Below are 17,050 nucleotides of genomic sequence, written 5' to 3' on the forward strand. Positions count from 1 at the left end.
GGCCGTTGGTAGGCAAATCGTCACGCTGTTTGCGTAGGGGGCAACGGCGATGGAAGGGCTGGGGTTTGTCATTGACATGGGGAATGCAACGGTCAGAAATATGCTGACCGGGGCCAATAGGGGTGAGCTTTAGGTGAACGATACCGTATCGACGAAGGAAACAGGCGCGGCCACCATCAAGCCATCGCGGGCGCGTCCCCTTGAGCAAAACCCCCAGTCTGTCGTGGATGCCGCCAAGGGAGCGAAACGCACGGCCGTCCTGGTCGTCGCGATGCATCGCTCCGGCACCAGCGCCCTGTCGCGCACGCTCAACCTGCTGGGCTGTGAAACATCGCCAAATCTCATGGCCGCCGATGCGTTCAACGAGTCAGGCTATTGGGAATCGCGTCCCATCTATGAATTGAACCAGAAAATCCTCAGTTCCGGTGGCGGTGGCTGGGCCGAATGGATGGAATTTAATCCCAACTGGTTCCGGTCATCGGCCATGGACCGGTTTCGCGAACGTGCCGTCGAGTGCATCGAATCGGAATTCGGCAAATCCAATCTCTTTGTCGTCAAAGATCCCCGAATCAGCCTGCTGATGCCGTTTTGGCGTAACGTCTTTGAATCGATGGAGATCGAGCCGGTCGTCATCCACACCCTGCGCAATCCGATTGAAGTCGCGCAGTCGTTGGAGCGCCGCAATCAGTTCCTGCAGCCCAAAGGCTTGCTGTTGTGGTTGCGCTATACGCTGGAAGGAGAAAGAGGCACGCGCGGACTGCGTCGTTTCTTTACCACCTACGACGATCTGATGGACGATTATGTTGGTTTCATTGATCGCTCGCAGGAGACGTTGGGCCTGTTCTGGCCCCGTAATTCCGAAAAGCTCCGTCGCGAACTTGCAGGCTTTCTCACACCGGATCTGCGTCACCACCGGGTCGATGGCAAATCGCTCCGGACGCTCGACTATGCAGCCAAATGGGTGGAAACCACCTATGAAACCCTGCGTAGATTTGCCGCCGATGGCGAGGATGAAGCAGGATGCGCCGCCCTGGATGCTGTCCATGCCGAATTTACTGCCGCTGGCCACGCTATGGGTGCGATCGCCAAGGATAATGACGCTCGCTACATCGAACTGAACGAATTGCGGGTCGAACGCGACGCGATTGAGGCCAAGCAGGTCGAAAGCGAACGCGAAGCGCGTGCGGCCAAGGCGGAGATGGAGGCATTGGCCCAGGCCAAGGCCGAACTGGAGCAGCGCGCAGCGAGCTTGGCCGGCGAGATCGACGGCATCAAGAGCGCGAAAGCGCAACTTGAGCAGCGTCACCTTGCAACGCGCGGCCAGCGGGACACGCTGTTGGCGGAAAAAACGGCTTTCGAGCAGCGTTTGCAGTCGGCTATGCAGGAACGGGATGCGCTCCTTGCGCAGAGCGAGACGATGCAGGCGAAGCTGGAGAAGGTCAGCGACGATTGCGATGCGCTCAAGGCCAGCTATGCACAGATCGAAGCCAAGGCAATTGCGGCGCAGAAGCAAGCCGAGGCGATCCAGCGCGCAAAGACAGCATTGGAGGAGCGCCATCTCGCGACGCAGCAGGAACGCAATGGGCTGAGAGACGATCGCGCCCGTCTGCAGGCCGAACAGGCCGCTGCGGTCGAGCAGCAGGCCGCTCTTGCGGCTGAAAAACAGCGGCTCGAAGCGGCGCTGGCCGAAACCAGTGCGGATCGCGACACGCTCAAGGCGCATCAATCGGAAATCGAAGCCAAGGCAGCCGCTGCGCTGGAACGGGCAGACTCGATCCAACGGGCCAAGACGGCGCTGGAAGAACGCCATCTTGCGACGCAGAAGGAGCGGGATGGGCTCAGGGACGTTCGCGTGCGGCTGGAATCCGAGCAGGCGGAGGCGAACAAGCAAAAGGCGGCGCTTGCAGCGGAAAAGCAGGCGCTTGAGGCGATGCTTGCGGAAACCAGCGAAGATCGCAATACGCTCAAACTGCTTCATGCGGAGATCGAGGCCAAGGCCGTAGCGGCGCTGGAACGGGCCGATGCCATCCAGCGGGCAAAATCCGCCCTGGAGGAACGGCACCTTGCCACGCAGAAAGAACGGGATGAGCTGAGAGAGGCGCGCGCGCGCCTTGAAACGGAGCAGGCCCAATCCGCCGCGCAACAGGCGACCCTTGCCGCCGAGAAACAGGCGCTTGAGGCTGCGGTTGCTCAGGCGCACGAAAAACAGGATGCGTTGACGGCGGCGCAGGTCGAACTGGAAGCCGAACGCACGGCTGCACAGCAGCGGGCGGAGGCAACGGCGCGGGCCAAGACCGCGCTGGAGGAACGACACCTCGCCACCCAGAAGGAACGGGATGCCCTGCGTGAGACGCGGGCACGTCTTGAAGCCGAACAGGCCGAAGCGGCGCAACAGTTGGCCGCGCTTGCTGCGGAGAAGCAGGCGCTCGAAGCCGCGGTCGCTCAGGCGCACGAAAAGCAGGATGCATTGACGGCGGTGCAGGTCGAGCTGGAAGCCGAACGCACGGCTGCGCAGCAGCGGGCGGAGGCAACGGAACGGGCCAAGACCGCGCTGGAGGAACGACACCTCGCCACCCAGAAGGAACGGGATGCCCTGCGTGAGACGCGGGCACGTCTTGAAGCCGAACAGGCCGAAGCGGCCAAGCAATTGGCCGCGCTGGCCGCGGAGAAGCAGGCGCTGGAAGCCGCCGTCACGCAGGCGCAGGAAAAGCAGGTCGAACTGGCATCGGCCCAAGTCGAACTGGAAGGTCAGCTCGCTACGGCAAAGCAACAGACCGAAGCGACACAGCGCGCGAAACAAGCGCTAGAGGAGCGTCATCTCGCGACGCAGAAGGAGCGGGATTCCTTGCGCGCAGAGCGCGCGGCGCTGGAAACGGAGAAAGCCGCAGCGCTGCAGGACGTTGCGGCCTTCGAGGCGCAGGCGCTGGCCCTCGACAAGGCCATGGCCGAAACGCGCCAACAGCGCGACGCATTGAGTGCGGCCAATACGGCCTTGGAAACCGAACTGGGGGCAGCAACCCGCCATGGCGGGGTGTTGGAGCAGGCGCAGGTAGCGCTTGAAAAGGAATATCAGGCGGCGCGGCAGGAACGCGACGCAGCGCGCGCAGCGCTTGCAGAGCGCAATCAGGCGGTCGATGCACTGGGACGTGTGTTGGCGCAGAAGGACGACGCGATCGCGACGCGCGATCGCGAACTGGCCGGCCTGACGCAAACCCTTGCCGCTACCGAGCAGGCGGTGGCCGACAGCCAGGTGAAGGCCAGTCAGACGGAGCAGATCGCCCGCGAATGGGAAGATCGATCGCGGCAACAGAGCGAAGAACTCAAGGCGTTGCGCACGGCCCATGAAGCCGACGTCACCGCGCTGCAAAATCAGCTGGCGCAGACCGAAAGCGCCTTGCGTCAGCGTCAGCTTGAAACAGAACAGGCTGCCGAGGCGCTGCTGGCCGCCAGCAAGCAGGCGCATGAAAATCGCGCCGAATGGGAGCAGCGAGAGGCCGCCCTTCAGCAGCACCTGGCCGAGGCGGGTCGAAAGGCGGCCGATCTGGAGCGCGCTCGCGCCGAAACCGAAGCCGCGTTGCAGGCACGGTTTGGCGAAATAGCCCTGGTCAGCGAACAGCTCGCCCTGCGCGAAGGCGACCTGTCGGCCGCCAGGGTCGCGCTGGACGATCATGCGCGCGCGCTGGAAACCGTCAGTCGTACCGCCCATGAACGACAGGCGCGCATCCTGGATCTGGAAACGACGGTTGCGGGTCAATCGACGGAACTGGCCGGGGTAAAGGCTGCTCTGGAACGAGATCGCAAAGCGCTCCAAGATATGCGGGCAGTCGTTGGCGACCGCGATGCCAAGGTCGCGGATCTCGAAAGCAGGATCAGCGCGCGCGAAACGGCGTTACAGGAACTGCGCACAGAATTGGCCACGCACTCCGCCCAAATTATTCGGGCCGAGGAAGCGCTGAGGGATAGCAATTTGGGGTTGATGAAGGCTGAAGCGGCGCATCAGGCCTTGCTGGCCGATCTGGAAAAAACACGGGAAGATTCGACCCGGCACAAGGATATGTTGCGGGCGGCCGTGCTGGCGAATCGCACTGAATTGGGTCAGCGCGATCAGGAAATCGATGATGTGCGCGCTGCCAGCCTGTATATCTACCAGCAAATGATCAACGCGCTGCAGGTGATGCTCGCGCAGGCGGCTTTACCATTTCCGGCATTGACCGGAAAGCTCACGGAGCAGCGTCAGCGTCGTATTCTGGACGATTATGCCGAGTTTGACGCAGGCTGGTATCTGGCTAATTATCTCGACGTGGCAGAATCGGGCATGGACCCTGCCATTCATTTCATCCGCTACGGCATGGCCGAGGGTCGCGCGCCCAATGGCGCCATGGAAGCATTGCGGCAGGCTGCGTTCGCAAACGGCGATACATAACCGGGGGCGCCCTCTGGCAATTTCTGGACGCAGGACATGTGCCGCGCAGAACATGCGCTCCCGATGCGCATATCATCATCCGCCGCTTGGCAAGGAGGCATCGTGAATGCGCCGATATGTTCGGAAAGCGTTCGATTCCAACCCCGCGTCGCGCCCGCTCGTCTGAAAACGACGCGTCGATGCGAATTGCCATGCATTAACCGGATAGCATCTCAGATAGTATAGCGTACGAAGCACTGAGCCGCGCTTCGTACCACCCGCTACCTAATCATTAAACTCGGGAGATGCTGTGTGAGAATGCGATATTTTATCGATAAATTATTGATGAAATCAGATTATTATCTATTCATAATATCAAGTATCAGTGCATCATATTGCGGAATATTATCTCTCATTCCGTAAGCGGCTAATGCGCTTTTTTTAATAACATCGCGTTTTGATCGGTTTGATTCCACCTGATCAATGGCGGTTTCAATGGCGGCTGCCCACGCTTTTGTATCGTTATCAACGAGGGTCAAGCTCTCTAGATCGGCTGTCATTTCTTGGAACGAGGCTACATTGGACGCGAGTACCGGCAGGCCGAGTGCCGTGCCTTCCATGGCCTTCAAGCCGCTCTTATGTTGATTGAAAGTCGTATCGACCAAGGGCGCGAGGGCAAAGTCGAAAGCCTTTGTCTGTTCCCGCAACCAGGGAACGAAATATCCGTAATTTACGGCGCCAATTGGTACGATGATACGTTCCGCCCAATCCGGCATAGGCTCATTCTGTACGCCAACGACCGCCAAACGAAAGTTGGGATGTCGCGCTATGATTGCCTCGATAGCTGGCTGAATCATTGCCAAATCTTTGCGGTGCGTGACACTTCCAAAATACAGTGCCCGCACAAAGCCGTCAGGTTCACGCGCCTCGCTATAGCCGCGCCAAACTGGATCGCTCAGGCGATTAGGCACCAAGTGTACATGTTCATTCACGTTGGCGAGATGATTTGCCAATTGGGGCGTCGATACGGTTACCGCACGAGCAGCAGCCAAGAGCCGCCGTAGGTAGGGCGCATAGGCTTTATACTTGCCGCTCGGATCCTTGTCTGAAGGGACATCCAGCAAATCATCATCCAGATCAATAGCATAGCCTACGCCTGCCTGCTTGAACGCCGTAATTAGCGGATCTACCATGGTTGCAGGAATGACGTTGCGCTGAATGATGGCGCCATCGATCGATCGGTTCTGTAAATTGGCACGCAAGCCGTTTGGGGTCATTCGCACATAAATGACATCGCGTTCGAAACTGTTACGAGTGCGTTCCCACAACCGGATATCGGTGGAGGCATTGCCGCGTTGCAGTTGCTTATCGGATGGTGCCGTTACAGCGATGATCGGTGCCGCTTTTAAGCCACGCGCCTGGCGATATACGTTGAGATAGCGGCCACCCATCAATTGTGTCGTCTCGCCGCATCCTGCCATATCCTGCCAAGCGGCAACGGCAGCATCAACGCGATCTTGCTCCGCCGAATCGAAAGCAAGCGTGAGAATCTGCTGGTACAAAGCTTGGATATTTTCATGCGGCAATACCCATCCCGCACCACTTTCGCGCACGCGGTTCGCGACGGTTGGAAAGTCGAATACCAGCGGGGGGACGCCAACCGACCATAGCTCGGTCAATGTGTGACAATAGGTTTCGTCCCAGATGGAAAAAACGGCGCCTAAATGGACATGGAGTGCCGCAACACGCTGCGCGAACTCATCGCGTTTATAGGTGCCGTGGATTATCAGACGTGGGTGGCTAATGCCTTGTGTGCTGTCAATTTTCCCGAGTACATGAAATTCGATCAGGCCAGCACGATCCTCCGCCAGCAAATCTCGAATGATGCTCAGTCCTTTGGCCGTACTGATATTGCCCGGAACAAGGATGCGCAGGGGTTCGCCGTGGCGTGGCCGTTTCCGTAAGAAGGATAGCTCGGCAAAATTGCGCCCATGCGGGATGACGTGAAAGCGATCAGGCGCGATCCCAGGCAAACAGGTCAAAATGGTGTCACGAGCGCTATTAGACGTCGTCACAAATGCATCACAGGGCGTTAGCGCATCTACGAAGCGATCGCGCCAATAGCTGATCCATTTGGCATCAACGGGCGGCATCGATTCGGGCGGCCAAAGCTCGAACGATGCCAGGCCGTTGAGTTGCGTCAGATCCCCGCCATAATAAGTGCCATCGGCACGGAGCAGTTTGATGGAAGGGCACAGCGCGTAGAAATCGTGGAAAGAAAATACAACCGTGCAGCCTTGCGCTTTGGCGATGCGTGGGAGGTTCAGGCTATGCCACGCCAGATGTCGAATATGCACCAGCTCAAAATCATATTGACGAAGCCAGTCCCCGACGACTGCTTCATACTCCGCTGATGTGTGTCGGATCGGCTCCAATTTTTCTTGAAGCTCATGCCGAGCAATTTCTTCGAAATTATCTCCTTCCCGCCGCATCAGGATGAGGTTCTCGCTGTCGCAGCGCATCAACCATGAATCAAATCCGTCAGCAATCGCACCCATCAGATCAAGGTTGGTTTGGGGCGTTCCGCCGGTCTGAGTGGCGACCACGAACAATAGTCGCGGCTGCGTCTCACGCGGAGTAGCACAGTCACGTTGCGCCCACCGTGCCAGGATTCGGGCTAGCCCCAGATCGGTCCCGTTCGAAAAAACGCGAATAGCTGTCTTATATTCGGGGTAGCGCGCGTCAATGACGGCGCGACCGGCTTTCATGAGATCTGTCTTGGCCTCGCCGAAACTTTTTGATCGATCATGAAAGACATAAGTGCGGTCATCTATTAAATTGAGCCAGCCAGCGCGGCCCGCGCGCATGCAAAAATCATTTTCTTCACCATAACCACGAGGGAAGGCGGCTTCGTCAAGACTGCCGATTTCGTCAATGCAGGCGCGATTGACGAACATGCAAAACCCGTTGCCGGTCGGGACGATCGGATAAAGTCCCGCGCTTCTGCGGCGGAAGGCGCGTGCATAGGTGACTTCATCGACCCCTGGCGGGAGTTCATTGTCGTTACCAATCGTGGGCGCGGAAAACGCGCCTGCACGATCCGACATGGCGGTCACCGTCGCTACGCGGGGACGTGAACTTGCAGCCGTCAGCATGCCTTCCAACCAGCCGGGCGTGACGCGTGCGTCGCTGTTAAGCAGGATCGCATGTTTCTTGCCGACTTCCGTCAGTCCCCGATTAATCGTGCGGGTAAAGCCCATATTGGTTTCGTTGCGCAGGACGCGCATGTTGGGATAGGCTTTTGTTCTTTCCAACAGCTTGCCTATGCGCTCGTCGGGCGAGGCGTCGTCGATGAACAGGATGTCCACATCAGCGGGCGTAAACGCGGCCAGACGATTGATGCAATTTTCGACATCGTCATAGGCATTATAGACCGGAACGATGATGGCCGTGTCCCTGGTAAGGATCGGAGCAGCAAATGCGTGTCGACGAACGCGGCGCTTTTCGCCTTCAACCATGACGTCTTGCGCCACGACGTTGCCGTCTGGCATCCGCATGGCTATGGTGTAGGTGCCCGAACCCAGTTCCGCCAACGGCAAGGCAACCCGTATGCCTCCAATGCCGTCCGACAATCCGGCGCGGACGAGATCTTTACGACGCTGATCGTTGCGGGTCTTGCAGAACAAAACGCCGTCGATCAAAATGTCGAGCGAAATGCATTCCTTCGTATCATGCGTATTAACCGCCCAGCCGCGCAATTCTGTTTCGGACACGCTTTCGATCCGCCCTTTGCAGAAAAATGCAGAAGTAGGCGCTGATGGCGACATCTCCGGGGAAACCGTTCGCTTGAGTGCCAAAGCTTGATCGGATGTCAGAACGACTTCGACCATCAAACTGTCACTATCCTTAAGCATCTTACCAGACGGCAGTTGGAGCGGCAGGGTCGCTTTGAACCCATAGCGTCCCTGGCCAAATCCTGCGGCGCCGACGTCCGGGCGTTCGACGTCGGCGATCAGCGCCGTGACCACGAGGTTGCCTTCGATCAAGATATCGATCACCAACGGCTCGTCCGTGTCGTGGGATTTGACCCAGCCTGCGATGACGCCATTTTTGATCTCGTCGATATACCCGACGAAATTTTCGGATTCCGGCTCTGCCACATTCTCAACCTCGCGTGGTTTTTTGGAGAATGTAACGAATTTCGTCAGGGTATCTTTCATGGAGCCACTCTGATTATTGTCGCACAAGCAAAGATACTTGGCGATGGGACAAGCCAGTTTTCGTGCCCTTGATATACGAATGAGATCGACCGTCTAGTGTGCTTCTAAGCGAAATTTTGGCGCAGTGCAGCGTTGGCCGCCTTCGCTTCACGGGCTGCCGAATATTACCGTGTTCACAGGTCGTTTGGCCGCATTTGCAACTCGTTTGACCGCCGGAATGTGCGTCGCAATGGTACGTCGGCGACTATTGCGCTTCGCAACTGCGTTGATCTTCCGGCCGGTCCGGGTTATCCTTTCGCCTTGATAACAATGCGTGTCTTTTCGCTACGGAAAGAGCAAGGCCATACGGGTTGCACAGGGGAGCGTGCCGGTTGGCGTTTCGATGCCGGTGAATCGATTTGGATTGTACGGGGGAAATTAGGTGAGTCAGATCAGTGTAGCGACCGCTGTGTCCGCGCAGGATGTTGCGCGGATTAAGGATTCGGGCCTGTTTGACGAGGAATGGTATGTTCGGACCTATCCCGATGTCGCCATTCTTAACATGGACCCGGTCGAACATTATCTTTGGCTTGGCGCGCGGCTGAACCGCGATCCCTCGCCCCATTTCAGCACGAGCGGCTATTTCGAGGCCAATCCCGACGTCCGCGACGCAGGCGCGAATCCGCTGGCCCATTATGCCAAGAACGGCCAGCGCGAAGGCCGCAAGATCGCGCCGCGCCGCCGCGCGGCCGACCCCGCCGCCTGGCGTCAGGGCGTGATCGATGTCATCGAAGATGCGCCCTCGGTGCTGCTGTGCGCGCATGAAGTGAACCCGCAGATGTTCGGTGGCGAACGCAGCTTCATCGACATGCTCGACGCGCTCGCGCAGATGAAGCTCAACGTCTATGTCGCCGTCCCGCGCGAAGGCAATCCCGACTATATCGACCTGCTGCGGCAAAAGAGCTGCGGCCTCTATTCCTTCCCCTATTATCAATGGACGAAGAATCGCGGACCCGACGAAACCTCGATCGAGGATTTCATCCACATCATCGAGCAGCGCAACATTGCCCTCGTTTATTGCAACACCATCGTCCTCGTCGATCCACTGATTGCCGCGCGCCGCGCCGGACGCTTGACCGCGATCCATGCACGCGAACTGATCGACCATGACGAACATCTGTGCGACCGCATGGGCATGGACGCGGCCGGGATCATCAAGCGCATCCTGCACCAGACCGACTATGTCATCGCCAATTCCGCCGCGACGCAAAAGCTGTTCGCGCACAGCCGTCGCAGCTTCCACGTCCCCAACGTCGCCAAGGTCGACTCGCTCGACATGCCCAATGTCGTGGGCGAACATGTGGTGTTCGGCATCGTCAGCTCCAACATTCCCAAAAAGGGCATCGCCGATTTCGTGGAAGTCGCGCGCCGGGCCGAAGAATTGGTGCCCAACGCCCGCTTCCGCGTCATCGGCCCGGAAAATGCCTATGTCGAGGAACTGAAAGAAGCCGGGCTGCCCGGCAATCTGGAATTTGCGGGCTATGCCGACAGCCCGGCGGAGGCGATGGCGCAGCTCAATGTCGTGATGGCGCTGTCCCACTTCGCGGAATCCTTCGGCCGCACCGTGGCCGAGGCGCAGGCCGCGCGCCGTCCGGTAATCGGCTATCGCTGGGGTGCGGTGCCCGAACTGATCGATGATGGCCAGACCGGCTTCCTGGTCGGTTACAAGGATGTCGAGGCGGTGGTCGCGCGCGTCAATACGCTGTGCAAGGATCCCGGCCTGATCGCGACCATGGGCACCGCCGGGCGTGAAAAGATCATCCGCCAATTCTCGCCCGTCGTGCTGCGCAACAATCTGCGCCATGCCCTCTCGGCGATCCTGGCGGAGGACGTGCCGCTGCGCGAAGACGAGACTCGCCGCCTCACCATCATCGTGCCGGTCTACAATGCGCCCGAAGCGGTCGAGCGCTGCCTGACGTCGGTGCTCGCCAAGACCGATCTCACCCGTGATCGCGTGCTGATGATCAATGATGGCAGCAGCAACGAACTGGTGCAGCCGCTGCTGGATCGCTTTGCCCGCCATCCGGGCTTCCACCTGCTCGTGAACCCCCAGAATATGGGTTATACCCGCACCATCAATCGCGGCATCCGCTGGGCCGAGGGTGACGATATCCTGCTGCTCAACAGCGACACGATCGTCCATGACGGCTGGATCGACGGCATGCGCAAGGTCGCCTTCGGCACGCCCAAGGCGGGCACGGTGACGGCGATGGGCGACAATTCGGGCAGCTTCTCCTTCCCGGTCGCCAATATCGTCAATGCCAAGCCCGACGATATGAGCCATGACGACTGGGCCAAGCGGATCATCGCCTTCACCCAAGTCTCCGAACCGATCGACGTGCCGACCGGAAACGGCTTTTGCCTCTATATCCGTCGTGATCTGATGGATCATATCGGTCTGTTCGACGAAGAGACTTTCCCGCGCGGCTATGGCGAGGAAAATGATTTCTGCATGCGGACGATGAAGGCTGGGTGGAAGAATTTCATCACCCCCCATGCCTATGTCTTCCACCAGCGTACCGCCAGCTTCGGCGGCGAAAAGGACGGCCTCATCAAGACGGCGATGGAAATCGTCCACCAACGCTATCCCGACTATGCCCGCCGGGTAAAATCCGCCTTCGGGTCGGGCCGGATGAAGGCGCTGCGCGCGCTCTCGGCCAAGGCGTTCGAGGGCGCACCGGTGCCCACGCAGCCTGCCTGGCACAGCGCGCCGGTCGGCGAACCGACCGATCGCGCCGGCTATCGCGCCGGCCCGGAAAAGCGCTTCCTCTCGCTCAACAAGATGGTGATCGACTGGCATACGATCCGCGGGCAGGCGCCCCAGCGCGACCCCGATCTCGTCTCGATCATCGTGTGCGTCTTCAACCAATATTCGCTGACCAATAAATGCCTCAACGCGCTCGCGCGCCATTGCGGCCGGGCGAAGGTCGAATTCATCATGGTCAATAATGGCAGTGATGAAGAAACGTCGGGCCTACTCGACAGCTGGGCGGAGCGGGACGGGCGCGTCACCGTCATCCACAATTTCGACAATCTCAACTTCTCGCTCGGCAATAATATCGGCTTTGCCGCCTCGCAGGGCGCGCGCGTGGTATTCCTCAACAATGATACCGAAGTGAAGGCCGGCTGGATGGAGCCGCTGCTCGCCCCGCTCGCCGACCCGGACGTCAAGGGTACGCAGCCCAAGCTGCTCTACCCCGACGGTCGCCTCCAGTGCATGGGCGTGGTCTTTTCCGGCAAGACGCCGCTCGGCTACCCCATCTATGTCGATGAGGCCGCCGACTCCCCGCTGGTCGCGCAAAACCGTCGCTTCCGCGCTATCACCGGCGCCTGCTTCGCGATGCGCGCCACCGACTTCGCGGCGGTCGGCGGCTTCGACCCGGTGTTCATCAACGGACAGGAAGATATCGACCTCTGCTATCGCGTCGGCCATGGCGCCAATGTGTTCGAATATGTCGCCGCGTCCACCGTCACCCATCATGAAGGTCGCACCAAGGGGCGTGGCCGCTTCATCACCCACAACCGCTACAGCTATGCCGCACGCTGGAACGATGTATTCCCCGGCGACGACGTCGATCATTATGCGAAGGACGGGTTCATCGTCGCCGAATATCAGATCGACCGCCCGGAACTGGATGGAAAAAGCATCGCCTGCTGGCGCGCGAAGATCGAGGCTGTCGCGTCAATTGACGCCTGATGGTTGAAATGTAAAAGCGGCAACGCGCAGACAGTTATCTATGGAAAGAATACCATAAAATGGGCCTCGACGTTCGTCCCAACCTGATAATCGCCGGGGCTCAAAAGGCCGGGACGACGACATTGGCGACCCGATTGGCGGCACATCCACAAATATTCATGCCGCCGGAAAAGGAACTGAACTTCTTTACCAAGACCAAATGGTATCTGGACATAGAATCCTATCTGCGGCGCTATGCCGGTGGCGGCGAGATGGCCTACCGCCTGGATGCAACGCCGGGCTATCTCTGGACGGATCGAACGGACCGGCGTTTTTGCATGCCGACGTCGAATCCCAAGCCACCGATCCCTGAATCGATCAGATCCTTTCTGGGTGCCGACACGAAGATTTTGATGATCCTCCGGCATCCGTCCATGCGCGCCATATCCGGCTTTTTTCACCAGTTTCGCATGGGCCGCATCGGCACGGCCGATCGCATACGCAATCTGCCGCGGCAGTTTGGCCTGGTCGATATCGGCTTTTATTCCGATCACATCAAAAATTACCGGAAAGTGTTTTCCGAAGAGAATATCCGGGTATTCTTTCTCGAAAAATATGGCGCGAACAAGCCTCTATATGACCGTATCATTTTTGATTGGCTTTCCCTCAATCCTGACGAAGTCAGCGACTTGGGCAAGCCGAAGGTCAAGGAGGACAGCAATGCCAACTTCCGCATCACATTCGATGGCCGGGTGCTCGCATTCAAGGATGGCATTGATCAGGTCAACAGCTTGAGGCAGCGTGATCCCCGCTATAAAAAGATGTTGGAAGTCGACCCGCCAGTGGTGGAGCCTGAGGATATTGAATTTCTGAACCGAATCTACGCGTCGGAAATGGCAGAGATGCGGCGGCTTTATCCTGAGACTGGTGAAATCTGGCGTGAGGATGTCACCTTAGCCGATTATTGAAATTTGATCCAAATTGCAGCGAAAGACGAAAATGGAAATTTTGAATAGCGATAAGGATTCTGTTGAGCAGCTGCGAAAATTTGGCATCAATCACAATATGGCGCCTAAAGATATCGCTCGCTTCTGGGGAAATATTGAGCCGCCTATCAGAATTTCCGAAACTCGTATCTTCCATGATTTCAGCATGGGGGCTTTTTCTTACGTGTCGGGCGGATTTCTATACCATACACATATCGGCCGTTATTGCTCCCTTTCGAATCAATTGCATATCGGACAGGGTAATCATCCTGTAGATTGGCTGAGCACGCACCCCTTCCAGTATCAGGCAGGTATCTTCGACGTTCGCGATACTTATGAATTTAAAGACCAATATGATGCTGATCGACGCGCCCATACAAAAAATGCCGTTATGGAGCGCCCTAAGCCAACGAAAATCGGAAATGATTGTTGGATAGCCACGGGCGTTTTTATCAAGAACGGGGTCACCATCGGCGACGGCGCTGTTATCGGTGCACGGAGCATAGTTACTAAGGATGTTCCACCCTATGCCATTGTCGTTGGCTCCCCAGCCCGTATCATTCGGTATCGATTTGACGAACTGCTGATAGAGAGATTGTTGCGATTGCAGTGGTGGCGATTTGCAACGTGGCAGTTGCGAGATCTGAATATGTCGCATCCATCACAAGCGCTCGATACACTCGAAGAGCTAATCGACAAGGGCCTAGAGCCTTATGTCCCCCAAAAGCTTTTTGTTAAGCGCGGATAGGGATCCCTCTTTTCCGTAGAATATTAGATTTTCTTAAAAAATGACTTCAGCCATAATGCGCCGAAGGCATCATTCATGTGGGTAACGTCTATTGTGGGATGTAGTGCATCGTCATTATCATCCCCAATCGCCAGTCGCTTTGAACCTTGCGCGTATAGTATGTCCGTACTATCCCCATGGACGATTGTTTTTTTGGGTTGAGGAATAACAAGTGCGTTCAAATGCGCATAAACAATTTGGTTGAGATATTCTATTCCGCGCTCGTAAGAAGAAGTGTCTGAGTTTCCTGGCTTTTTATGTGCGCCTCTCAACGGATTGTGGCCAATGAATATAGGTTTTTCTGTGATTGACCGTAGCTTGAGCAATATTTCGTAGCATAGCTTTTCATGTACTACGTCATACGCGGATCTTCGTATGACCGCGTCTGAGTAAAACCGACTTTGAGGAACGATAAGCGCTTTCGCTTCCAATCCATATAAGAGAAATGCGTCGAAATCATTTACGTTTATTCGGTCTATCCCTCCAGAAGTGAAAGATATGGATTTTCGAGAAGCATTGCTAGTTGGCACCAAGCAGCAGTCGTCAACTTCCATATCTTTCAGAGCTAATCCTCTTCCGCCAAAGAAGACGAGTTCATGAGCGGAGCGACGTGACAGAGTTTCATAGCCACGCTTGAGGGACGCAATGTGGCTGTTGCCGATGACTGCGATCTTCACTTTTTTTCTCCAAAAGCACCGAGCAATTCCTCCTCGCATACTTCGTCCAACTTCTTGGTTGAAGCCGCAGGACGAGAAGGACCTGCAGAGAAATAGTCGCCAAACTGGTACACTAGCCCTTGGAAGAAATGATCCATTACGAAATCTACACCGCGCTTATTAACTCCCCGCATGTTGGGTTCGAAAAAACTGCCTCTAAAAACAGCGCTATTGATGATTTCATAGGAAGGAAAATAATCTACGATTTTTTGATTTTCAGCGATCTGACCAGCAACTGCCCGCAGAACCGATTTTGAATACATGGTGGCGATCAGGACATGTTGATCAGATTTTGTCGCCGTAAGGGGCACCGGCGAAACAGTCAGGATAAACCGCAGTTTTGGATTTGCCGCCCGCATCATACGGATTGAGTCGGCTAATGCAGAACGGACTTGCTCAAAGGTTTGATTGCGGAACCGATGCTTCTCTGCATCGAATTCCCCAGCGACCGTGCCGGGGCACATGGGATATTCATATCCCTGCTCCTGGTTGAACCAACTTTCGGTCAGCCCCAGCGTGAACACGAAGAAGTGCGAGTCCGTGATGCAGGTGCGAAAGGCCTTGATGGTCTCTTCGCGCGACAGCAGCATCTCTTCCAGCGTCGCAAAACCATTGGGCTCGATTGCCGGGCGGAACGGGTCGTAGAAACGCCCGTTCTTCTCCCAATATTCCTCTGGCGGGCTGCTATGCCCCAATGCCCAACTGGTCCATTGCCGCAATAGGGATGTGGTATAAATATTGGCCGTGCGCGCCGAAAAAATATTATAATTGAACAGCTTTGCGCCTTCCTCACTCATCCCGACGGGCGGCGTTTCAGCGATCATCCAATTGAATTTGCGATTTTTCAGTGCGTTGCCGATATGCTGCGCAAAGCAGGAACCAAAGGTCGCCACCGGGGCGCGCGGCGCAATGCGAAATTTGGGCGACCATAATTCTGCAATGTCGAACATGGATCGTTCAGCGATGGCGGGCCGCCAGAAGGCCTTCTTGGGCAGATCTTCGTAAGGATTGGTCGAACTGACACCGTCCACTGTCTGTGCTTTCTTTGCCATCGCCGGTTCACCTACCTTATTGTCTGTTGCAACAGGAAAAAACGAAGATCACCAACTCTGTTTGTTGCACTGCAACGGATCATATCGGATCGCCCTGGTAATGAAAAGGCGGTTCATCATCGGTGCAACATTGTGACACTAAGACTTTTCATGGATCGCGCTTGCACATGGCACGTTATGATATTCGCGTATGCAACATATAAAAGGATGATGGTAGGATGGCGCATCGTATGACAGTCTTGCGCTGGTCGCTGCTCGTGGCAGGCCTCGGCACCGCGATGGGCGTATCCGCCGAACCCCAACGCCGTCTCTCGGTCGATTTCGACCAGGGCCAGCATATGAAGGCCAAGGGTTCGGACGCGATCGTCGATCCGCGCAGCAACCTGACCTTCAACGCCACCACCGACAAGGGCACCAAGGCTGCTGACCGGCCGCAGGTCGTGTCCAGGGGATGCTTCACCCCGCCCAGTTGCCTGCGCATCTCGATGGACCCCAGCGCCCAGGGCGCGGCCAAGAACAAGATCATGTACAGTTTCTGGTCGCATTACAAACCGCTGCCCGGTGGGGAACAGGGGCGGATGCAGATTGGCGACAAGGGGGCCACGCGGATCAGCTTCGCGATGAAGCTGGACCAGCGCTATGACACCCCGCCGCGCCAGATGATCCATTTCCAGGTCTTTCAACCCGCCATGGCCGGCAAGACGTCCAAGGTGAAGAACGTCAAGCCGGGCGGTCCCATCTTGTCGCTGCGCATGGTTCCGCTGTCGCGGCGCAAGGACAAGTCGCCCGATGTGCAGGAGTTCATCATCGCGGTGCGCAATCCTCAGGCGCAAAATTATTATTATTACGACACCCGCGACAAGGGCGTCCTTTACCGAGGCTCGGTGCGCAAGGGCGAATGGAACCGCTTTTCCTTCGTACTGCAATCGGCTGACCAGCGCGGCACCATGCAGGGCCGCATCGGCTTTTGGCAGGACGGGCAAAAGCAGTTCGACCGGCCGGTGCAATGGGGTTTCAACCCCGCCACCTATGCCGTCAGCCCGAAACTGGGCGTCGAACTCGGCAGCTACCGCTCCGCCGATGCCAAGGGCCACCAGACCGTCTATTTCGACGATGTGACCATCGACCGCTAACCGGGCAGGGCAGGGGGCTACCGCCCCCGCCGCACCCTC

The 17,050-nt window shown here is 57.2% G+C and carries 8 protein-coding genes; 5 read left to right on the forward strand and 3 right to left on the reverse strand.

Going from position 1 to position 17,050, the window contains the following annotated elements; genetic code table 11:
* The first annotated feature begins 133 nt into the window (after positions 1–133).
* The gene (locus tag SxD43FB_RS13545; protein WP_096062623.1) at positions 134–4,423 is read left to right on the forward strand and encodes a hypothetical protein; all 4,290 of its coding nucleotides are present in this window, start codon (positions 134–136) and stop codon (positions 4,421–4,423) included.
* A gap of 338 nt (positions 4,424–4,761) precedes the next feature.
* Here SxD43FB_RS13545 and SxD43FB_RS13550 read toward each other — a convergent pair whose 3' ends face one another.
* Entirely contained in the window at positions 4,762–8,622 is a 3,861-nt protein-coding gene (locus SxD43FB_RS13550; protein WP_096062624.1) for a glycosyltransferase, read from the reverse strand.
* Between the two features lie 421 nt (positions 8,623–9,043).
* Here SxD43FB_RS13550 and SxD43FB_RS13555 point away from each other — a divergent pair, with 421 nt between their 5' ends.
* The 3 genes from SxD43FB_RS13555 to SxD43FB_RS26300 are packed head-to-tail and all read left to right on the forward strand — an operon-like array spanning position 9,044 to position 14,071.
* Positions 9,044–12,358, forward strand: a complete 3,315-nt coding sequence (locus SxD43FB_RS13555; RefSeq protein WP_096062625.1) for a glycosyltransferase — start codon at positions 9,044–9,046, stop codon at positions 12,356–12,358.
* 59 nt (positions 12,359–12,417) lie between these two features.
* Positions 12,418–13,305, forward strand: a complete 888-nt coding sequence (locus tag SxD43FB_RS13560) for a sulfotransferase domain-containing protein (protein ID WP_141249513.1) — start codon at positions 12,418–12,420, stop codon at positions 13,303–13,305.
* Positions 13,306–13,336: 31 nt separating this feature from the next.
* On the forward strand, positions 13,337–14,071 hold the full coding sequence (locus tag SxD43FB_RS26300; protein WP_096062627.1) for a CatB-related O-acetyltransferase: 735 nt from the start codon (positions 13,337–13,339) through the stop codon (positions 14,069–14,071).
* 23 nt (positions 14,072–14,094) lie between these two features.
* Here the strand turns inward: SxD43FB_RS26300 and SxD43FB_RS24805 are convergent, their stop codons facing one another.
* The gene (locus SxD43FB_RS24805; protein ID WP_141249514.1) at positions 14,095–14,787 is read right to left on the reverse strand and encodes a hypothetical protein; all 693 of its coding nucleotides are present in this window, start codon (positions 14,785–14,787) and stop codon (positions 14,095–14,097) included.
* On the reverse strand, positions 14,784–15,878 hold the full coding sequence (locus tag SxD43FB_RS13570; protein ID WP_096062628.1) for a GSCFA domain-containing protein: 1,095 nt from the start codon (positions 15,876–15,878) through the stop codon (positions 14,784–14,786). Before SxD43FB_RS13570 ends, SxD43FB_RS24805 begins: the two co-directional genes overlap by 4 nt.
* Positions 15,879–16,108: 230 nt before the next feature.
* On the opposite strand from SxD43FB_RS13570, the gene SxD43FB_RS13575 reads away from it, so the two are divergent.
* Positions 16,109–17,011: a hypothetical protein gene (locus SxD43FB_RS13575; protein WP_141249515.1), complete on the forward strand. Its 903-nt coding sequence runs from the start codon at positions 16,109–16,111 to the stop codon at positions 17,009–17,011.
* The last annotated feature ends 39 nt before the right edge of the window (positions 17,012–17,050 follow it).

The organism is Sphingobium sp. D43FB, from assembly GCF_002312805.1.
Taxonomy (GTDB): Bacteria; Pseudomonadota; Alphaproteobacteria; order Sphingomonadales; family Sphingomonadaceae; genus Sphingobium.